General features: G+C 60.5%; 18 protein-coding genes, 1 pseudogene and 1 riboswitch. Of the genes and pseudogenes, 16 read left to right on the forward strand and 3 right to left on the reverse strand.

The window, feature by feature from the left end:
- The 6 genes and pseudogenes from ACEW8J_RS09280 to gcvH all read left to right on the forward strand — a co-directional run.
- Nucleotides 1-766, forward strand: a pseudogene (locus ACEW8J_RS09280) (cell division protein FtsZ); the annotation flags it as partial.
- 134 nt (nt 767-900) lie between these two features.
- Nucleotides 901-2,769, forward strand: a complete 1,869-nt coding sequence (locus tag ACEW8J_RS09285; RefSeq protein ID WP_373491356.1) for an SPOR domain-containing protein — start codon at nt 901-903, stop codon at nt 2,767-2,769.
- Nucleotides 2,766-3,926: a deoxyguanosinetriphosphate triphosphohydrolase gene (locus ACEW8J_RS09290; RefSeq protein ID WP_373491357.1), complete on the forward strand. Its 1,161-nt coding sequence runs from the start codon at nt 2,766-2,768 to the stop codon at nt 3,924-3,926. The genes ACEW8J_RS09285 and ACEW8J_RS09290 overlap by 4 nt, the downstream gene beginning before the upstream one ends.
- Nucleotides 3,927-4,050: 124 nt before the next feature.
- A complete protein-coding gene (locus ACEW8J_RS09295) occupies nt 4,051-4,710 on the forward strand; it encodes an NAD(P)H-binding protein (RefSeq protein WP_373491358.1) in 660 nt (219 codons plus the stop codon).
- A 147-nt stretch (nt 4,711-4,857) separates the two neighbouring features.
- Nucleotides 4,858-4,959: riboswitch (glycine riboswitch) on the forward strand.
- 192 nt (nt 4,960-5,151) lie between these two features.
- Entirely contained in the window at nt 5,152-6,294 is a 1,143-nt protein-coding gene (gcvT, locus tag ACEW8J_RS09300) for a glycine cleavage system aminomethyltransferase GcvT (RefSeq protein WP_373491359.1), read from the forward strand.
- Nucleotides 6,295-6,317: 23 nt separating this feature from the next.
- Nucleotides 6,318-6,689 (forward strand): glycine cleavage system protein GcvH, encoded by a 372-nt coding sequence (gcvH, locus tag ACEW8J_RS09305; protein ID WP_373491360.1) that lies wholly within the window; start codon nt 6,318-6,320, stop codon nt 6,687-6,689.
- A gap of 206 nt (nt 6,690-6,895) precedes the next feature.
- Here gcvH and ACEW8J_RS09310 read toward each other — a convergent pair whose 3' ends face one another.
- Nucleotides 6,896-7,084: a hypothetical protein gene (locus ACEW8J_RS09310; protein WP_373491361.1), complete on the reverse strand. Its 189-nt coding sequence runs from the start codon at nt 7,082-7,084 to the stop codon at nt 6,896-6,898.
- Nucleotides 7,085-7,127: 43 nt separating this feature from the next.
- Here ACEW8J_RS09310 and gcvPA point away from each other — a divergent pair, with 43 nt between their 5' ends.
- The 6 genes from gcvPA to ACEW8J_RS09340 all read left to right on the forward strand — a co-directional run bounded on the left by gcvPA (nt 7,128) and on the right by ACEW8J_RS09340 (nt 14,033).
- Nucleotides 7,128-8,486, forward strand: a complete 1,359-nt coding sequence (gene gcvPA, locus ACEW8J_RS09315) for an aminomethyl-transferring glycine dehydrogenase subunit GcvPA (protein WP_373491362.1) — start codon at nt 7,128-7,130, stop codon at nt 8,484-8,486.
- Nucleotides 8,483-10,066: an aminomethyl-transferring glycine dehydrogenase subunit GcvPB gene (gene gcvPB, locus ACEW8J_RS09320; protein WP_373491363.1), complete on the forward strand. Its 1,584-nt coding sequence runs from the start codon at nt 8,483-8,485 to the stop codon at nt 10,064-10,066. Before gcvPA ends, gcvPB begins: the two co-directional genes overlap by 4 nt.
- A 123-nt stretch (nt 10,067-10,189) precedes the next feature.
- The gene (locus tag ACEW8J_RS09325; RefSeq protein WP_373491364.1) at nt 10,190-11,173 is read left to right on the forward strand and encodes a bile acid:sodium symporter family protein; all 984 of its coding nucleotides are present in this window, start codon (nt 10,190-10,192) and stop codon (nt 11,171-11,173) included.
- Nucleotides 11,166-11,807 carry a DUF938 domain-containing protein gene (locus ACEW8J_RS09330; protein ID WP_373491365.1) on the forward strand — a complete coding sequence of 214 codons (642 nt, stop codon included), beginning with the start codon at nt 11,166-11,168 and terminating at the stop codon, nt 11,805-11,807. Before ACEW8J_RS09325 ends, ACEW8J_RS09330 begins: the two co-directional genes overlap by 8 nt.
- 95 nt (nt 11,808-11,902) lie before the next feature.
- Nucleotides 11,903-13,477 carry a long-chain-fatty-acid--CoA ligase gene (locus ACEW8J_RS09335; RefSeq protein WP_373491366.1) on the forward strand — a complete coding sequence of 525 codons (1,575 nt, stop codon included), beginning with the start codon at nt 11,903-11,905 and terminating at the stop codon, nt 13,475-13,477.
- 193 nt (nt 13,478-13,670) lie between these two features.
- Nucleotides 13,671-14,033 (forward strand): hypothetical protein, encoded by a 363-nt coding sequence (locus ACEW8J_RS09340; protein WP_373491367.1) that lies wholly within the window; start codon nt 13,671-13,673, stop codon nt 14,031-14,033.
- 121 nt (nt 14,034-14,154) lie between these two features.
- Here ACEW8J_RS09340 and ACEW8J_RS09345 read toward each other — a convergent pair whose 3' ends face one another.
- Nucleotides 14,155-15,135, reverse strand: coding sequence for a copper resistance protein B (locus ACEW8J_RS09345; protein ID WP_373491368.1), 981 nt, complete (start codon nt 15,133-15,135; stop codon nt 14,155-14,157).
- Complete coding sequence (locus ACEW8J_RS09350; RefSeq protein WP_373491369.1) at nt 15,135-16,979, reverse strand: copper resistance system multicopper oxidase; 1,845 nt, start codon at nt 16,977-16,979, stop codon at nt 15,135-15,137. Before ACEW8J_RS09350 ends, ACEW8J_RS09345 begins: the two co-directional genes overlap by 1 nt.
- Nucleotides 16,980-17,039: 60 nt before the next feature.
- Here ACEW8J_RS09350 and ACEW8J_RS09355 point away from each other — a divergent pair, with 60 nt between their 5' ends.
- The 4 genes from ACEW8J_RS09355 to ACEW8J_RS09370 are packed head-to-tail and all read left to right on the forward strand — an operon-like array spanning nt 17,040 to nt 18,831.
- Entirely contained in the window at nt 17,040-17,315 is a 276-nt protein-coding gene (locus ACEW8J_RS09355; protein ID WP_373491370.1) for a metal-sensitive transcriptional regulator, read from the forward strand.
- A gap of 20 nt (nt 17,316-17,335) precedes the next feature.
- Complete coding sequence (locus ACEW8J_RS09360) at nt 17,336-17,983, forward strand: DUF2231 domain-containing protein (protein WP_373491382.1); 648 nt, start codon at nt 17,336-17,338, stop codon at nt 17,981-17,983.
- 12 nt (nt 17,984-17,995) lie between these two features.
- The gene (locus ACEW8J_RS09365) at nt 17,996-18,460 is read left to right on the forward strand and encodes a DUF411 domain-containing protein (RefSeq protein ID WP_373491371.1); all 465 of its coding nucleotides are present in this window, start codon (nt 17,996-17,998) and stop codon (nt 18,458-18,460) included.
- 23 nt (nt 18,461-18,483) lie between these two features.
- A complete protein-coding gene (locus ACEW8J_RS09370) occupies nt 18,484-18,831 on the forward strand; it encodes a hypothetical protein (RefSeq protein ID WP_373491372.1) in 348 nt (115 codons plus the stop codon).
- Nucleotides 18,832-18,978 lie beyond the last annotated feature (147 nt).

Consider the following 18,978-nt stretch of genomic DNA (forward strand, 5'->3'; position numbering starts at 1 on the left):
CATTGCCAATCCGTTGCTCGACGGCGTGTCGATGCAGGGCGCCAAGGGTGTCATCGTCTCCATCACCGGCGGCGAAGACATGCGTCTGATGGAAGTCGACGAGGCCGCCAATCATATTCGCGAACTGGTCGACCCGGACGCTAATATCATCTGGGGCAGCGCGTTCAATCCCAATCTGGACGGGCGTATCCGAGTTTCGGTTGTGGCAACCGGCATTGACAGCGAAGGCAGCAAGTCTTCCACCGCACCTGCGGCTTCATTCGCCATGAGCAGCCCGGCGCGCCAGACGGACGAAACCTCCGTACCACCGAGCTTTGCGGATTCGATTGCAAGCGACGAGAGCGAGGAGGAAACGGTTGAAGAGCCCGAAGCCGTAATCGAACTTGAACCAAGCATGGAAGTCGAACCCGAGGCCCCGGCCGCTCCCGTCGCAACCTACGGCGATGATGACGAAGAAAATTACGGTCCGACACCATCCTTCGCTTCGCTGACCCCGGGCATGGCATCGTCAGAGCCGGAACCGGAAGAAGACGAACTGGTGCTGGGCGACGATTCCATTCAGCATGATGAAGAGGCAAAAGCGCCTGCCAGCCCTCCGGCGAGACCGGCACCGCGCGTCGCCACCGGCGGCGGAACGCTGTTCGAACGGATGTCGAACCTGACTCGGGGCGGCTCAAAAAGCGATGACGATGATGATGGCGACGACGAAAAATCGCGCGATCCACTCGATATCCCGCGCTTTTTGAACCGGCAGAACAATCAGTAAGCACGGGTCACGACCAGATGCACGGACCGGCTGATGGGGCAGCGCGAGGGAGTTTGTCTTTCGCTTGCCACCATTGGCCTTAACGGCTCGCAAGAACGATTGATTTCATGCGCAATCATTCCTCTATAGATCTTGTGAAACATCGATATAAAATTTTGCTGCCCCTGTCCGCTGCGTTCATGGTTCTGGCTGTCCCGCATCAGGCTGCTGTTGCCCAATCCGGCGCTCAGTCGAATAGCGACAATCTGCAGGATGCGCTGCGCCGCATTGCGCTCAATTCGAACGATTCGTCTGCGCTTGCCGATGCCGGCATGGCGGCGCTCGAACTGGGCGATTTGCGTGCAGCGATCGGTTTTCTCGCCAAGGCAGACCAGATATATGGTTCCAGTGGCCGGGTGAAGGCAGGACTGGGCAGGGCGCTGCTGGCAGAAGAGAATCCGTTCGGCGCGATCCGCTATTTTGATCAGGCGGTGGCCAACGGCATAGCCCTTCGCGAAATCGCAGCCGATCGCGGCCTCGCTTATGACCTGATCGGGCGGAACCGGGATGCCCAAAAGGATTATGCACTGGCGATGAGCTATGGCGCTACCGATCAACTGATCGGCCGCTATGCAATATCGCTGGGGATCAGCGGTGATGTGAATCAGGCCGAGGCGCAGCTCAACCCGCTGCTGCAAAAAAGCGACCGTGACGCCTGGCGCAACCGGGCCTTCATTTACGCGATGAATGGCAGGAAAGACGACGCCGAGGATATTGTCGAAAAGACGATGGAACGGAGAATGGCGCAGGCCATCAAGCCCTTTTTTGACCGCATGCCCAAACTGACAGCCGCGCAAAAGGCAGCGGCTGTCCATTTCGGTCATTTCCCCGCCAGCGAGAATATTGGTGTCGATGTTGCCGCAGTGCAACTCGCGTCCACGCTGGCCGCCAGAGGCGGTGACGGCGCGGATGCCGGTCTGATTCCGGTCGGAGAGGCTCTGGGTTCTGATGTCCAGCGCCCGCGCGTGCTTGCCATGCCTGACAAGTCACCGCGACGGCGACCCGGCTCGGCGGAACGCAGAATGATGAACCGCGAATCAAGCCGGCAGCAGAGGAAAAATGAGGTTGTCCAACCCGTCCCGACGGATGGGCCAGCCTTGGCCGCGGAAAGTTCCGGTCGTTCCACCAGCATCGCCGCGATTCAACCGGCTCCAGCGCCCGTACCACCTCCAAGATCAACACCCACACCCACACCCGCACCGACACCCGCACCGGCACAGATTCAGCCACAACCGGTCCAGACCGCCGCAATCAAGGCCCCCGGGACCATTGCGGACAGCAGCACCGCTGCTCCCGGCTTTGCAACCACGCTCGGTGTCAGCAAGCCGCCCGTACTGGTTTCGCAAACGGTGGAGCGCAAAGTGGAAATTGCCGGTCGTCAGCCTCTCGGTCAGCCGGCTTCGCAGCGCGTCGAGCCATCCCCGCCCGGAGGCGAGGACAGGAGCGGTGGCCCGGTTAACCTGATCAGCTTCGATCTCGCCCAATCGCGCACCGCCTCCGGCGGTACCGGCGAAGCCACACCGGCGATGAGACCGCTTGCCGATATTATCAGGGGTATCAATATCCCCGAACGGGAGACGAGACCTGCGGTGGTTCCGGTCAATCTGGATGAAATCGAACCGGCCAAGCCAAAGCCCAAAATCATTGCCAAGCCGGCCGAGAAAATCCCGGCCAAACCGAAAGAGCCGGTCCATCCCAAGCGCTACTGGGTCCAGATCGCAACCGGGTCAGATCTCAGCGCGCTCAAATTTGACTATCGCCGAATGTCGAAGAAGCAGGCGGACCTGTTCAAGGGCCAGAAAGCCTGGACCTCGCCATGGGGCAGGACCCGGCGACTGGTGGTGGGGCCGTTCGACGATTTCAAGGCGGCCAAGGCCTTTGAAGCGGATTATCTCAAGGGTGGAGGCGACGCTTTTGCGTGGGCCAGCGCCGATGGTGTCGAGGTCAACGAGCTGGCCAAATGACCCGGTGGCAAAGCTATGCCAGCGATCCGGCAAGCAGCCGGGCCCGGTTGTATGATGAACAACGCGATTCCACACGCGGCCCACGCGATGATTTCCAGCGCGATCGGGACCGGATCATCCATTCGATTTCCTTCCGCCGGTTGCGCCACAAGACCCAGGTCTTCGTCGCCCCCGATGGCGACCATTATCGCGTCCGCCTGACCCATAGCCTCGAGGTAGCGCAGATCGGCCGGACGCTCGCACGGGCGCTCGGTCTGAACGAAGACCTGACCGAGGCATTGTGCCTAGCTCATGATATTGGCCATCCGCCTTTCGGCCATGCAGGCGAGGATGCGCTGCAGGACGCACTGGCCGATCATGGCGGTTTTGATCATAATGCCCAGACCATCCGGACCTTGACCCGACTGGAAACCCCCTATCCGCGTTGGAACGGCCTCAACCTGACGTGGGAAATGCTCGAAGGCCTTGCCAAGCATAATGGTCCGGTGGAACAGCCGACCTGGGCATTGGCCGAAGCCAATGCCGCGATGAATCTCGATCTGCTCAGCTGGCCGTCGCTGGAGGCACAGATTGCGGCGATTGCCGATGATATCGCTTATGACAATCATGATATTGACGACGGCATGCGGGCCGGGCTGCTGACGCTGGAGCAATTGCTCGAACTGCCCTTTATCGCCGAACGCTGGCAGGTCATTCAAGGCCGCTATGCCGATGTTTCACCCGAGCGGCTGCTGCCGGAACTGATCCGCGACCAGATCGGGCTGATGGTCAATGACGTGCTGCAAACCACGCGCGCGCGAATCGAGCGACTCGGTGTTCAATCCGTAAACGACGTGCGCGAAGCCAAGCAGATGATCGGCGGCTTTTCCGATGCGATGGCGGAAAAGGAACGGGCGCTGAAGCGCTTCATGTACGACAATCTCTACAACCATCCCGAGCAAATGGCGGCAGCCGAAGAGGGCAAGATGATGGTCGCCGATCTGGTGACAGCCTATCGCGAACAGCCGGAATTGATGCCGGCCGACTGGGCCTCGGTCTTGCCCGAAGAAGAACCGGCGCGGATCCGGCATATCGCGGATTTTCTTGCCGGGATGACCGACCGCTACGCCCGCAACCGCCATATGGAAATCTTCGGCGATCTGCCCGGCAGACGATAAGCCCTTCACCGAGCGAAGGCCGGTCCTGCGCCAAAATTTGCCCGTCCCTCGAAAAAACCGGTTTGGAAAGAGGTCTTCGCTGCTATGACGGCTCATTGAGAGGCAGACTGCGGAGATCCTGACCATGGCCGATAAAATCCTGCTCGTCGGAGCGACCGGCCTGATCGGCGCTCTGCTGACTCGGCAATTGGTCGCGCAAGGGGCCGACAAGTATCTCCACCTGCTGCTCCGGCGGCCCTATCGCGAAATGGTCGGCAAGGCGAAGGTTCATGTCCAGCTGCAGGAAAACTGGCCCGCGACGATTGCAAGGATCAAACCCGCAATCGCCATATCCTGCCTCGGTTCAACCATGAAAAAGGCGGGCTCGAAGGAAGAATTTGCTGCCGTTGACCGCGATCTGGTCGGCGCTGTCGCGGCCGCAGCCAAAGCAGCGGGAGCAAAACATTTCATCGCCATATCCTCGACCATGGCGGACAGCAGTGCGTCCGGTTTCTACCTGAAGACCAAAGGCGAGGCGGAAGATCTGCTCCGCGCGCAGCAATTCGAGCGGCTCGACATCATCCGCCCCGGCCTGCTGCGCGGCGAGCGGGGTGGCGACAGCCGCCTCGGCGAAAGCCTGGCGATCGCCGCTAGCCCGGTCCTGGACCTTTTGCTACAGGGCAGGTTCCGCCGTTATCGTTCGATCCTGGCAAGCGATGTGGCTGCCGCAATCATCCTGCTCATAGGGGAAAGCCTGCCGGGAACCTATGTCCACGAAAATGACGCCATCTGGAAGATGGTTTGATCTGCGACAGGGGCGTTCGCTGCCAAAGACTCGCGCACCGGGAACATGATAATTTATTCCGCACCGCACAACAGAATCATTGACTCCATCCAGCCACTGATCCAGTCAAGAGACTGCTTTTTGATCCCTGTCTCCGGACAAGGATCATGAGATGTTGCGGGAGAGTGTTTTTCTGTCCCACCAGACCGAATAGCCGCCGAAGGAGCAACCGCCCCGGAAACTCTCAGGCCACCGGACCGCAATCATCTCACAAGCACTCTGGAAAGAGTCCGCTCTGGCGTGCCAGGGTGGACCACCGAAGGGGTAAATCTTCCTGGCCTTGCCGAGGCGGACATGTCCGCCAAAGCCCTGGCGAAGGGGGATGAAACTCTCAGGTTCCGTGACAGAGGGGGCAGTTTTGCAGGGCTTTGCTGCGGGCTGTCTTCTTGATGCGGAAATATGATGAGTGAAACCACCGAAAATCTCCACCAACTGCCGCTCGGCGACTGGCACCGCGCGCTGGGTGCACGAATGGTGCCGTTTGCCGGCTATGAAATGCCGGTGCAATATGAAGGCGTGATGGCCGAGCATATCTGGACCCGCACCGAAGCGGGACTGTTTGATGTGTCGCATATGGGGCAACTGCAGCTGATTGGCGAGGGCGCAGCCGATGCGCTGGAGCGGATCACGCCAGGCAATCTCTCGGCGCTGGCTGCGGGCAAGATCCGCTATACCTTGCTGCTTGCCGAGGATGGCGGAATCCTGGATGATCTGATGGTCACCAACACCGGCGAACATCTCTATCTTGTTGTCAACGGCGCGACCAAGCATGACGATATCGTCTATATGCGCGGACAGCTGCCCGACCACCTGACGCTCACCCATTTGCAGGACCTGGCTTTGCTGGCGCTGCAAGGCCCCAAGGCTGCCGCTGCTCTGGCCCGGCTCGACATCCAGCCGCTGCAAGCGGACTGGCCGAAGCCAACCGATCTCTATTTCATGGAAGCAGGCCCGTTCCTGTGGAACGATATCCCGCTCGGCATCAGCCGCTCCGGCTATACCGGCGAGGACGGGTTCGAAATCAGCGTGCCTGCCGAGCATGCGGTAGCTCTGGTGACCGCTTTGACCGAAATGGAGGAAGTGCGGCCGATCGGCTTGGGCGCGCGCGACAGCCTCCGCTTGGAAGCCGGCCTGCCGCTCTACGGCCATGACATGGATGCCGATATCCTGCCGGTCGAGGCGGACCTTAATTTCGCCTTGTCCAAGGCCCGGCGCGAAGAAGCGAATTTTGCCGGCGCAGAGCGCGTGCTCGCGCAATATCCTGACAAGGCCGACAAGAGGCGCGTCGGGCTGTTCGTCGACGGCCGCCAACCGATCCGCGATGGCGCAGCGGTGGTTGATGCCGCCGGCGCAACCATTGGTAACGTGACCAGCGGCGGTTTTTCGCCCACGCTGCAGCGTCCGATCGCTATGGCCTATGTCCCGATGGAACTGTCGGCAACCGGCACCGCCATCACCGTCGAGCAGCGCGGCAAGGCCATCGCCTGCACCGTCGCCGACATGCCCTTTGTACCGCATCACTACCACCGCAAATCCAAGCCATAGATTGACAGGAAGAGGAAAAGACGATGAGCCGATATTTTACCGATGAACATGAATGGGTCGAGGTCGAAGGCGACACCGCGACCGTCGGGATCACCGACTATGCGCAGGAACAGCTGGGCGATATCGTGTTTGTCGAAGTGCCGGAAGTGGGCACCGAACTGGATCAGGGCGACGATGCTGCGGTGGTGGAATCGGTGAAGGCCGCGTCCGACGTCTATGCTGCGGTGTCCGGCGAAGTGATCGAGGTCAACGAAGCGCTCGAGGACGAGCCGGGTCTGGTCAATACCTCGGCCGAGGAAGACGGCTGGTTCTTCCGGCTGACCCTGTCGGACAAGGATGAACTCGACGATCTGATGGACGAAAAAGCCTATAAGGCCTTCGTCGACGGTTTGTAATGCGATCCAAACTGCTCATATGCGCGGTTATGCTGCTTCTAGCCGGATGTACCTTTAATCCACCTGACGATGCCATGTCAGTGAAGGAAGTGCGTGAGCAAATTCACTCTTTGGACGGTAAATCAGTCGCGGTGATCGGTTGGATAGATGAATGCTACGGTTTGAATTGCGGATTATATGAGTCGCTCGATGATGCCCGCCTAGTTTCAGAGGGTAGCCGTCAAACAGACGCATGGCACGCGGCGATGGATCGGCGACTGAGTATCGGCCTTGTTGATCGGATCGATTTTCAGGCGCAGTTCTTCCAGTTTAAACAGGTTGTCATTTATGGGCGGGTTAATTCCCATTGTAGGCAGGAAGGCGTATTTTGCTTCGACCGAGCGGATGATATCCAACCCACATCAATTCAAATGCTCCTATGATTAAGGAAAATATGCAATGCGTTATCTCCCGCTAACCCCCGCAGACCGGCAATCGATGCTGGCGACCATTGGCGTAGACTCGATCGACGATCTGTTCGTGGATGTGCCGGAACAAGCGCGGCTGACCGGGCCGATCCACGACCTGCCGATGCACGCGGGCGAGATGGCGGTGGAAGCGCATATGAAGGCGCTGGCCAAAAAAAATCACGCCGCCGGCGACATGCCCTTCTTCCTCGGGGCAGGGGCCTATCGCCACCATGTGCCGGCCAGCGTCGACCATATCATCCAGCGCGGTGAGTTTTTGACCGCCTACACGCCCTACCAGCCGGAGATCGCCCAGGGCACGCTGCAGACCCTGTTCGAATTCCAGACCCAGGTCGCGCGCCTGTTCGGCGTCGATGTCGCCAATGCCTCGATGTACGATGGCTCGACTGCCTGCTGGGAAGCGATCACCATGGCCCGTCGGATCACCAAGCGGAGCAAGGCGATCCTGTCGTCGGGCCTGCATCCCCATTATGTGTCGGTCGCCAGAACCATGGCAAAATTTACCAAGGATAGCCTGGCCTATGAAGCCCCGCGCGTCGATGCCGCGACCGATATCCAAAGCCTGCTCGACCAGATCGATGATGAGACCAGCTGCGTCGTCGTGCAATATCCCGACATCCTGGGTCGCATCGCCGACATGTCTGAACTGGCGGCCAGGGCAAAGCAGCACAAGGCACTGTTAATCGCGGTGGTTACCGAACCGGTCGCGCTGGGCGCGATCATGTCTCCCGGCGAAATGGGTGCGGATATCGTCGTTGGCGAGGGTCAGTCGCTCGGCGTCGGCCTGCAATTCGGCGGACCCTATGTCGGCCTGTTTGGCTGCAAGGAAAAATATGTCCGCCAGATGCCGGGCCGGCTGTGCGGCGAGACCGTCGATGCCGAGGGCAAGCGTGGCTTCGTCCTGACGCTCTCGACCCGCGAACAGCATATCCGCCGTGAAAAGGCGACCTCCAATATCTGTACCAACAGCGGCCTGTGCGCGCTCGCCTTTACCGCGCACATGACGCTGCTCGGCGAAAAGGGTCTGCGCCAGCTGGCGATGCTCAATCACAAGAAGGCGGTGCAGACGGCGGACCGGCTGTCGGCCATCTCTGGCGTGGAGCTGATGAACGATAGCTTTTTCAATGAGTTCACCTTGGTTCTGGACAAGGATGCGCGACCGATTGTGCGCGCTCTGGCCGATCAGCGGATTCTCGCCGGTGTGTCGCTCGGCCGACTCTATCCGGACGAAGAACCGCTCGCCCATGGCCTGGTCGTGGCGGTCACCGAAACGGTCAGCGATGATGACGTCGAAGCCCTGGCGACGGCGCTGGAAGGAGCCCTGGCATGAGCATGCTCGCCGCCGGTCGCCCCACCAAACAGGAAGAAAATCTGATCATGCCTGAACAAACCGCAAATCCCACCCATAGCGGCAACCGCGCGCTGATGGTTGACGAGCCTTTGATCTTCGAAACCGGTTCACCCGACCGCAGTGGTGTCGACCTGCCGGATGCCCCGCAAGTGGAAAGCCGCCTGAGCGGACTGGAGCGGACCAGTCCGATTGCCGTTCCGGGCCTCTCCGAGGCAGAAATGGTGCGCCACTACACCCGGCTCAGCCGCCAGAATTACGCTATCGATGTCGGCCTGGTCCCGCTCGGCAGCTGCACCATGAAGCATAACCCCCGGCTCAACGAGAAAATGGCGCGGCTGAAAGGCTTTGCCGACATCCACCCGCTGCAACCGGTGGAAAGTGTCCAGGGTGCGCTTGGCGTGATCAACGAGCTGGCGATGTGGCTGATCAAGCTAACCGGCATGCACGGCGTCGCGATGACGCCCAAGGCCGGTGCCCATGGCGAACTGTGCGGCATCCTCTGCATCCGGGCGGCGCTCGAAGCGCGCGGCGATGCGCGGGAAGTCATTCTCGTTCCGGAAAGCGCGCATGGCACCAACCCCGCCACCGCAGCTTTTGCTGGCTACAAGGTGGAGGATATTCCTGCCAACAGCGATGGCCGGGTGGATCTCGAGGCACTGAAGGCGCGGCTCGGCCCCGATGTCGCCGGCGTGATGATCACCAACCCCAATACCTGCGGCCTGTTCGAACCCGACATGAAGGCGATTTCCGATGCGGTCCACGAAGCGGGCGGCTTTGTCTATTGCGACGGTGCCAATTTCAACGCGATTGTCGGCAAGGTCCGGCCCGGCGACCTTGGTATCGATGCCATGCACATCAACCTGCACAAGACCTTCTCGACCCCGCACGGTGGTGGTGGTCCGGGATCGGGACCGGTCGTCCTGTCCGAAGCGCTTTCGCCTTACGGCCCGCTGCCCTTCACGGCCCGCGATGCGGACGGGCATTTCCGTCTGATCGAGGAGGAAACGGCAGACGAGGACCATCCCCACAGCTTCGGCCGGATGTCCGCCTTCCACGGCCAGATGGGCATGTTCACCCGGGCGCTGACCTATATGCTGAGCCATGGGGCCGACGGCCTGAAACAGGTGGCCGAAGACGCCGTGCTCAACGCCAATTATATCCTGCGCAGCCTCGAAGACATTCTCGACGCGCCCTTCGCCCATAGCGGCCCGTGCATGCACGAGGCGCTATTCTCGGACAAGGGCTTTACCAATGGCCTCACCACGCTCGACCTCGCCAAGGGCATGATCGACGAAGGCTATCATCCGATGACCATGTATTTCCCGCTGGTGGTGCACGGGGCAATGCTGGTCGAGCCGACCGAGACCGAAAGCAAGGCAGCAATCGACCAGTTTATCGGTGCCTTCCGTTCGGTGGCCGAGCGGGCGAAGGCTGGCGATGAACGACTGAAAACCGCCCCCCATTTCGCTCCGCGTCGTCGCCTCGATGAAACCCAGGCTGCGCGCAATCCGAAATTGGTATGGACGGAACCGGAGGAATTTGCTGAAGCTGCGGAATAGCGGCTTGCACCGCAGCGACGTTCTGATGTTCCGTTCGTCCTGAGCTTGTCGACGGACAGGTTCCGGTCGATCGTTGCCCTTCGACAGGCTCAGTGCGAACGGCAATACGGAGAGCGAGCCATCATGATCCATCGCCTGACCAATCTCTTCGCCCTGTGGACAATATTGGGGACAGCCTGGGCATGGTTCGTCCCCGAGCATTTTCTCTGGGTCGTCGATGGCCGCTTCCGCCCGCTTGGCCAGCCGCTGGTCAGCGTGATGCTCGGGCTGATCATGCTCGGCATGGGCCTGACCCTCTCCTTTGACGATTTCAGAAGAATCGCGAAAATCCCGAAATGCGTCGGGGCAGGGGTGGCCCTGCAATTCACGGTGATGCCGCTGGCAGGAATCGGCCTCGCGATGGCCTTCGGGCTGGAGGCCGGGCTTGCCGTCGGTCTGATCCTGGTTGCCTGCTGTCCCGGCGGCACCGCCTCCAATGTCGTCGCCTATCTCGCCAACGCCAATCTTGCCCTGTCGGTGACCATGACCATGGCCTCGACCCTGGTCGCGGTCATCGCGACGCCGCTGCTGACCGGCCTGCTCGCTGGAAAATATGTCGAGATCGACCAGTGGAACCTGTTCATCAACATGGTCGCGATCGTTTTGCTGCCGGTGATCGCCGGGGTCCTGCTCAACCGCTATCTGCCCCGGCTGACGGAAAGGATCGCGACCATGTCGCCGCTTGCGTCGGTGATTGTTGTGATATTGATCGTCGGCGGCTTTATCGCCAACAGCAAGGCGCTGATCGAGGACCATTTCGGGGTGCTGATGCTGGCAATATTCCTGCTCCACGCCTTCGGTTTCGGTCTCGGCTATCTGATCACCAGGGGCATCGGCTTTGGCGAGCAGGAGAGCCGCACGATCAGCATCGAGGTCGGCATGCAGAATAGCGGCCTTGGTTCCAGCCTCGCCGCCACCCCCGGCTTCGCCGCGCAATTCGCAACCCCGATGCAGGCGGCCCTCGCCCCGGTACCAAGCGCCATATCGGCGGTCTATCATGTCGTGATCGGCAGCTTTCTCGCGGCAATCTGGCGGCGCATGATTATAGAGAGACCCGCACATGACTGATCCCAAACCCTGGACCATCGCTGACGCTGCACCCGGAGAGCAGCGCCATGCCCCCGCCACCGAGCGCAACCGCGATGCAATTGTTGCCATATTGCGCGAGGTCCTGCCCGATAAGGGCACCATATTGGAAATCGCCAGCGGCACCGGCGAGCATGCCGTCTATTTCGGAATGAAATTTCCTGACCTGGCCTTCCAGCCCAGCGACCCCGATCCCGCCTGTTGTCAGTCGATCGTCGCCTGGACGAAGCGCGAGGCCGTGACCAATGTCCTGCCGCCGAAGCAGCTCGATGCGCAGGCGGCGCAGTGGGAGGTGTCCAAACCGGCGGCCATCCTGTGCATCAACATGGTCCATATAAGCCCGTGGGAATCCAGCATCGGCCTGTTCAAAAAGGCCGGCGGCCTTCTTGATCAGGGCGCACCGCTCTATCTCTACGGCCCCTATCTGCGCGCCGAGGTCGAAACGTCGCCGGGTAATCTCGCCTTCGAACGGAGCCTGAAAAGCCGTGACCTGCGCTGGGGCCTGCGCGATGTCGCCGACATGGACGAGCTGGCGATGCGGAGCGGTTTCGCCCGCGAGCGCCTGACCGAGATGCCCGCCAATAATATTTCGCTGGTCTACAGAAAGCACGATTAAGCCCCTCCTCTAAAGAGGATGGGTGGAAGCCCGTTCCCCTTGCCTTGCCTTAACCACCCGATTAACAGGGTCTCAAAATAGATAGGAGCGGATAAATGCCGGAAACAAGACGCTGCATGGGATCTTCCATTGCCCATTGGGCGAAGAAAACCCCTGACAATATCGCGATCGATGATGCCGACGGTCTGGTCAGCTATGCCGAACTGGACATGCGGGCCGCCGCATATGCGCGCGCTTTCACTGGTTCCGGCCTGAACAAGGGTGACCGCATCTGCTGGCTCGGCAAGAACAGCGGCCTCTATTTCACCCTGTTTGCCGCCGCCAGCCGCGCCGGCATGGTGATCGCGCCGATTGGCTGGCGTCTCGCTGCCCCCGAAGTCGCCTATGTCCTGAAAGATACCAGCGCTCCGCTGCTGATCTGCGAACCGGGTTTTGCGGAAACCGCGCAACAGGCGGCGCAGGCAGCTGGCCATAGCCCGACAATCCTCTGCACCGGGTCCGGCACCGACCTGCCGACACTGGCCGATTTTGTCGCCGATACCGCTCCCGGCGACCTGCCAGAGACCGATCCGGCGGAAGGCGTTCTGCAACTCTACACCTCCGGCACCACCGGCAATCCCAAGGGTGCGGTGCTGACCAATGACAATCTGTTCAAGCTGCGGCCGCTGGTCGAGGACAAGCCGGAACATGCCTGGATCGATCTGAAACCGGGCGACAGCACGCTGGCGGTGATGCCCTGCGCGCATATCGCCGGCTCCGGCATTGGCCCGATCGCCTTCTACAATGGCGCAACAATGATGGTGATCCCGGAATTCCATCCCGACAGCGTGATCGACTGCATCGACAAGGGGCTCAACCAGTTTTTCCTCGTGCCGACCGCGCTGCAGATGCTGGTCAACTGGCCGCGCGCGAAAGATACCGATTTCTCGAGCGTGCGCAGCGTCACCTATGGCGCTGCGCCCATCCCGCTGGAACTGCTCCGCCAGTGCCTCCAGACCATGCCCAAGGCCCTGTTCTGTCAGCAATATGGCATGACCGAGACGACCGGCACGATCTGCATCCTGCCGCCGGAGGATCATGACCCGGCCGGCAACGAGCGGATGCGCGGCATCGGGGTTGCGCTGCCCAGCGTCGAACTGAAGATTGTCGACGAAAACCGTCAGGAAGTGCCGCCCGGCACGATCGGCGAAATCGCCACGCGCAGCGGTCTCAACATGCTGCATTATTTCAACAATCTGGAGAAAACCGCCGAGACGGTCGACGCCGACGGCTGGCTCTACACCGGCGACGCGGCGGTGATGGACGAGGATGGCTATTTCTACATCAAGGACCGGGTCAAGGACATGATCATCACCGGCGGCGAAAATGTCTATCCGGCGGAAGTCGAAAACGCCATCTTCGGCCACCCGCAGGTCAACGAAGTCGCGGTGATCGGTATCCCCGACGCCAAATGGGGTGAAGCGGTCAAGGCAGTGATCTCCCCCAAGGGCGACGCCGGCGATATCGACACCGACAGCATCATCAACTGGGCGAGAGAGCGGATCGCCGGGTTCAAGGTACCGAAAACCGTCGATGTGATCCCCGAACTGCCGCGCAATGCCTCGGGCAAGATCCTGCGGCGAGAGTTGCGTGCGCCTTATTGGGAAGGGCAGGATCGCGGGGTGAATTGACCAGCCGGTCCACTATTCTTCAAGCCTGACCCAAATATCCCGTTCGTTCTGAGCCTGTCGAAGCACCCTTCGCGCAAGCCGCCCTTCGACAGGCTCAGGGCGAATGGTTGACTTGGCGCCAGGCATATTGGAGAGCAAAAATTGCCGCCGTCCGTTAACCGATGGGCAATAGTCCGCCCCCTAGGGGACCTTGATGACCGTTCAAAATATGTTTCGCCTGGCTTTCTGGCTATTGCTCGGCATCATCCTCATCTTGGCGCTCATCCCCGCCGACGACGCGCCAAGCGTTTCGACCGATGACAAGCTCAACCATATTCTGGCCTTTTTCACGCTGTCCTTCATGGCCCGCCTGTTGTGGCCGCGGCTAAAGCTCGCCATCCTGTTCCTTCTGCTGACGCTGCTCGGCGGCGCTATCGAACTGCTGCAACTGGTCATGGGATTTGGCCGCGAGGCCGACTGGATGGATTTTGGAGCCGACGTCCTTGCGATCGCGCTGGGCCTGTTGGCGGCAAAGCTGATCGGCACACTGACCAGCAAAAGCTCAACCGCCGAATAGCTCGACTTGGGCTAGCGCCTCGAGGCCATATCCCGTTCGTGCTGAGCCTGTCGAAGCACCCTTCGCGAAATCCGCCTTCGACAGACTCGGGGCAATCGGATCGTTCTAAATCACGGCGCGCTTAAAACCAGAACCGCACCCCGACCACATAATTGGTAACGCTCGCATCCTCGCCCGCTGCCCGCGCAAAATCGCGGCTGCCGCCCAGTTTCCATTCCTGTTCGACGCCGATATAAGGACCAAATTCCGGCACGATCTCGTAGCGCAGGCGCAGCCCCAGCTCGAGATTGTCGATGCCGCTGCCGATGCCCAGCTCCGCTATGTCCTGCGCCGACAGATTCACCTCGGCGCGCGGTTGCAGGATTAGGCGCTGGGTGAGGCGCTGGTCATATTCCGCTTCGATCCGCGCCGTCAGATCACCCTTCGTGGACAGGAAGGCCGCAGCATCGACCTCGAACATATAGGGCATGAGGCCCTGGATGCCGATCGCGGCGTGGGTGCGTTCCGGGCCAGTCAGGTCCTGCCGGACACCGGCCTGGAGATCGAAAAAGGGCGCGATCGCGCGGCTGTACAGCGCCTGCACCTCGGCATCCTCGATCGGCTCGCCAAAGCTGCCCTCGCCCTCGCTCTTGAACCAGAATTTATGGATATCGCCGCCATAATAGCCCTGCACATCCCATAGATAGCCGTCCTTGCCGCTCCGCGCGCGATATTCCAGCCGGTCGCCCTGAAACCAGAACAGCCGCATATTGCCATGCTCGTCATAAACGGCTTCGCGCGAGGCACGCATCGCATCCGCCCCCCAGATCGCGTCCGCCGCATTGGGCGGGCCGGTCTCGGCATTCGGAATGGCGGCTGTCGGCGCGGGAGCAGGGCCTTCATGCCCCATCGCGCCATGATCCATTTGCTCATGGTCGATCGGCTGCGCTTCTACGCTGCCATGGTCCATCTGGCTATGATCGATTTCCGGCTCGGCGTCCGCGGCAGGCATCTGATGCCCGCTGTGATCCATCTGGCCATGATCCATCTGGCCATGATCCTGCGCCATCAACGGCGCGGCTGCGGTCGATGCCGCCAACAGGGTCAGGAATTTCCGGAGCATCACGCGTCCCCCGGAAAGGCGATGCTGACCGTCTGCATCATCCCGGCGTGCATATGATAGAGCAGATGGCAGTGAAAGGCCCAGTCGCCCGGCTCGTCGGTGGTCACGTCAAATGTCGCGCTGCTGCCGGGCTGGACAATCACCGTATGCTTCTTCGGCTGATGATGGCCCTGGCCGTTGACCACTTCGAAAAACATGCCGTGCAAATGGATTGGATGCGCCATCATTGTGTCGTTGACCAGTTTCACCCGCACCCGCTCGTCATAGCCAAAGCGGATCGGATCGTCACCGACCGCGCTGAACTTCCTGCCGTCGAACGACCACATATAGCGTTCCATATTGCCGGTCAGATGCAGCACCATCTCCCGGTCCGGCGCGCGCTTGTGGTGGTCCATGTCCAGCGATTGCAGCATCCGGTAGTTGAGCACGCGGTGCGGCACATCATCGAGGCCAAGCCCCGGATAGCCGGTGCGGTCCTGCGGCGCCATCGCCACCATATCGATGCCGGGCCCGACCTTGACCGTGTCGGGCAGCAGCGAGGTGTCGCGCATATTCATGCCGCCGGACATGTCCATCATCGCCCCATCCCCGGCGCCCATATCATGCCCGCTATGCGGGTCGGGAGCGGCTGGCATCGCGTGGCCCATCGCTGCATGATCCATCTTGCCATGGTCCATCGTCGAATGGTCCATCGCCGGGGCGGGTTTTTCGCCCTCGCCGCCATGGTCCATGCCGTCATGATCCATCCCGCCATGGCCCATATCGACCATCGACAGCAACGGCGGATCGCGCAGCGCAGGGAAGGCGGCCTTGCGGCCCGGCTGCGACGTCAGCGAGGCCTGCGCCATGCCGCTGCGGTCCATGCTCTCCGCTGCAATCGCGAAACTGCCTGCTTCCGTCGGCGTCACGATCACGTCATAGGTCTCGGCCACCCCGATCTGCAGTTCATCGACCTCGACCGGCTGCACATTCTGGCCATCCGCCTGGACCACCGTCATCGGCAGGCCGGGCAGGCGGACATTGAAGAAGGTCATCGCGCTGCCGTTGATGATCCGCAGTCGCACCCGCTCGCCGGGCCGGTACGGCAGTTCCAGACCGTCGTCGGGCCCGTGGCCGTTGATCAGATAGCTGTACGTCGGCGCCGAGACATCGGCGATATCGGTCGGCATCATCCGCATCCGTCCCCACATCAGCCGCTCTTCCGCGCTCAGCGGATAATCGTCGGTGGAGCTGGTCTTCTGCCGGCTGAAATAGCCCTCGGAAACCTTGAGCTTCTTCATGATCATATGCGGGTGCATCGGCGTGAATTCGCTCAGCAGCACGATATGCTCGCGGTCATAGCCGACCGGATCGGGTCCGGCGGGGTCGATGATGATCGGGCCATAATGGCCGGCCTGTTCCTGAAGGCCCGAATGGCTGTGCCACCAGTAGGTGCCTGACTGGCGGGGCGTCAGCGGCACGTCGAAGCGCGCACCGGGCTTGATCCCGGGAAAGCTGATCCCCGGCACCCCGTCAAACTGGAAGGGCAGGAGCAGCCCGTGCCAATGGACCGAACTGTCTTCATCCAGCATATTGTGCACAGACAGCAGGGTCGGCTCGCCTTCCTTCATCCGGATCAGCGGTCCCGGCACCGTGCCATTGACCGCAATCGCATGACCCGAACGGCCGCCGGTGGTAAAGCGGCCGGTGGCAATATGCAGGTCGATCTTCGCTCCGGAAAGTTCGTCCATCCCCTTGCGGACCGGACCACCCATTTTTCCCATCGCCCAGGCAGGCATTGGCAGGGCAGCGAGTCCACTCAAAGCAGCGAGTGAGCCAATCATCGTGCGGCGGGAATATTTCATCTTGGAATGTTGCATAGGTTCATATATACCCCCATAGGGTACCAAGACAAGAGGGAAAACATGGCCAAAGGTGCAGTGGATCAGAAAATCAACCGGCTCCGGCGGATCGAGGGGCAGGTGCGCGGCATCGCCCAGATGATCAGCGACGACCGCTATTGTATCGATATCCTGCATCAGGTGCAGGCGGTCAAGTCGGCGCTGGCCAAGGTCGAGAGCCAGATCCTCAAGGATCATGCCGCCTGCTGCGTCAGCGAAGCCATTGCCACCGGCAGCGCTGCCGAGCAGAAAGAGAAATTTGACGAACTGATCGACCTGTTTGAAAAAGTGAAACGGTGACCAGGTGGATCTCCTTGCTGGTGCTGATGATCATCGTCGCGATGTCGATTTCAACAGCCTATGCGCATGAAGCACATCGCAAGGACATGACCGACGCCGAGATGGCAGAGATGAAACAGGCCGCGCAGAAAGTACATGACGGCGCGACTGGTGCGTCGGCAGACGAGGCAAACAGCGCTGATGCAACCAGTAGCGAGATGTCTGCGGATATTCACAGCGAGATGATGGCCACGAATCGCCAGGACGCAGCCTTCAGCCTCACAGATTTTCTCGGTCGACTGCATCCTGCTCTTGTTCATTTCCCGATCGCTCTGTTTTTGGCTGCGGGTCTCGCCGAACTTATTCTGGTCGCGCGCCCTGCATCGGGCTTGGAGCCGACCGTACGTTTTCTCGTTTATACCGGCGCAGCGGGCGGAATATTGGCGGCATTGCTGGGCTGGCTGGCGGCTGGGTTCCGACTGTCGGATCGCTCGGAAACGCTCGGGCTGCACCGCTGGACAGGCACCGCGATTGCGTTAGCGGGGGTGAGTGCCGCGATTGTGACATATCGCGCGAAACCCGGACGAATTCTGCTCCGGTTCATTCTTGCCGGTCTAGCCGTTGCGTTATTGTTGCAACATTATTGGGGAGCGGAAATGTCTCTGGGCCCCAACCACATGGGAATGTGAAAGGAAAGATTGATGATCGGAGCGATGGCAAAAGCCATGCGGGACACAAGCGCTGCCGGACTGCTGCTGGTGTCGCTGGCAGCCTGTTCGACTGCCGCTCAGGCGGCAAGCTATACCATGTACCGGGACGCTGGCTGCGGCTGCTGTCTGGATTGGGCGGACCATGCTGCCGAAGGCCTTGATGCGGAAGTCACCGCAGAAAATGCCGACATGCAGACGGTCAAGGATCTGCACGGCGTTCCCGCTAACCTGCGCTCCTGCCATACGATGATCGTCGAAGGCTATGTCATCGAGGGGCATGTCCCGGCAGAGGCCATCCGGAAATTGCTGCGTGAAAAACCGCAGGATGTAACCGGCATCGCGGTCCCGGGCATGCCGGTCGGATCACCCGGTATGGAACAGGGGGATCTGAAACAGCCCTATCAGGTGATCGCCTTCGGCCCAAAGGGGCAGCGCATCTTCGCCAGCTATAATTAAATCAACCACATAAGGAATTGAAAATGAAGAAATTTACGCTTTCGATCGCCGCCGCTATTTTCGCTGTCAGCGCGCCAGCGCCGGCATTTGCCGCCAATCACGCGGGGGGTCATGATGGCCACGAGTGCGAGAAGATGGAAGATGGCAAAATGAAATGCTGCAAGAAGGACAAGGACGGAAAAATGGCCTGTCAGATGATGACCGGCGACAAGATGGACCATAGCAAGGTGGACCATAGCAAGGTGGACCATGGCAAGATGGACCATAGTAAGATGGACCATAGTAAGATGGACCATAGTAAGATGGACCATAGCAAGATGGATCATGGCAATATGGCGTCGCCAGCAGCGCCGGATCAAAAGCCCGATTGAACCCTGATGGCCTTTGACCGGCATCCTGTCATTATATGACCATCCGCCCCATGTCGCTGTCCCGGTGATGTGGGGCTTTTGGTATGTGCTGCGGTCGCCTTGCTGCAGGCCCTGCAAACAGCGACGTTGACTCCTTCATCAACAAAT

The sequence above is a fragment of the Parasphingorhabdus sp. genome (genome assembly GCF_041748495.1).
GTDB lineage: Bacteria > Pseudomonadota > Alphaproteobacteria > Sphingomonadales > Sphingomonadaceae > Parasphingorhabdus.

What these genes read in the sequence shown, in the direction of transcription:
- ACEW8J_RS09290 (WP_373491357.1), top strand. Translation starts at nt 2,766, where the DNA reads ATGACCCGGTGGCAAAGCTATGCCAGCGATCCGGCAAGCAGCCGGGCC.
- ACEW8J_RS09295 (WP_373491358.1), top strand. Translation starts at nt 4,051, where the DNA reads ATGGCCGATAAAATCCTGCTCGTCGGAGCGACCGGCCTGATCGGCGCT.
- gcvT (WP_373491359.1), top strand. Translation starts at nt 5,152, where the DNA reads ATGAGTGAAACCACCGAAAATCTCCACCAACTGCCGCTCGGCGACTGG.
- gcvH (WP_373491360.1), top strand. Translation starts at nt 6,318, where the DNA reads ATGAGCCGATATTTTACCGATGAACATGAATGGGTCGAGGTCGAAGGC.
- gcvPA (WP_373491362.1), top strand. Translation starts at nt 7,128, where the DNA reads ATGCGTTATCTCCCGCTAACCCCCGCAGACCGGCAATCGATGCTGGCG.
- gcvPB (WP_373491363.1), top strand. Translation starts at nt 8,483, where the DNA reads ATGAGCATGCTCGCCGCCGGTCGCCCCACCAAACAGGAAGAAAATCTG.
- ACEW8J_RS09325 (WP_373491364.1), top strand. Translation starts at nt 10,190, where the DNA reads ATGATCCATCGCCTGACCAATCTCTTCGCCCTGTGGACAATATTGGGG.
- ACEW8J_RS09330 (WP_373491365.1), top strand. Translation starts at nt 11,166, where the DNA reads ATGACTGATCCCAAACCCTGGACCATCGCTGACGCTGCACCCGGAGAG.
- ACEW8J_RS09335 (WP_373491366.1), top strand. Translation starts at nt 11,903, where the DNA reads ATGCCGGAAACAAGACGCTGCATGGGATCTTCCATTGCCCATTGGGCG.
- ACEW8J_RS09340 (WP_373491367.1), top strand. Translation starts at nt 13,671, where the DNA reads ATGACCGTTCAAAATATGTTTCGCCTGGCTTTCTGGCTATTGCTCGGC.
- ACEW8J_RS09345 (WP_373491368.1), bottom strand. Translation starts at nt 15,135, where the DNA reads ATGCTCCGGAAATTCCTGACCCTGTTGGCGGCATCGACCGCAGCCGCG.
- ACEW8J_RS09350 (WP_373491369.1), bottom strand. Translation starts at nt 16,979, where the DNA reads ATGAAATATTCCCGCCGCACGATGATTGGCTCACTCGCTGCTTTGAGT.
- ACEW8J_RS09355 (WP_373491370.1), top strand. Translation starts at nt 17,040, where the DNA reads ATGGCCAAAGGTGCAGTGGATCAGAAAATCAACCGGCTCCGGCGGATC.
- ACEW8J_RS09365 (WP_373491371.1), top strand. Translation starts at nt 17,996, where the DNA reads ATGATCGGAGCGATGGCAAAAGCCATGCGGGACACAAGCGCTGCCGGA.
- ACEW8J_RS09370 (WP_373491372.1), top strand. Translation starts at nt 18,484, where the DNA reads ATGAAGAAATTTACGCTTTCGATCGCCGCCGCTATTTTCGCTGTCAGC.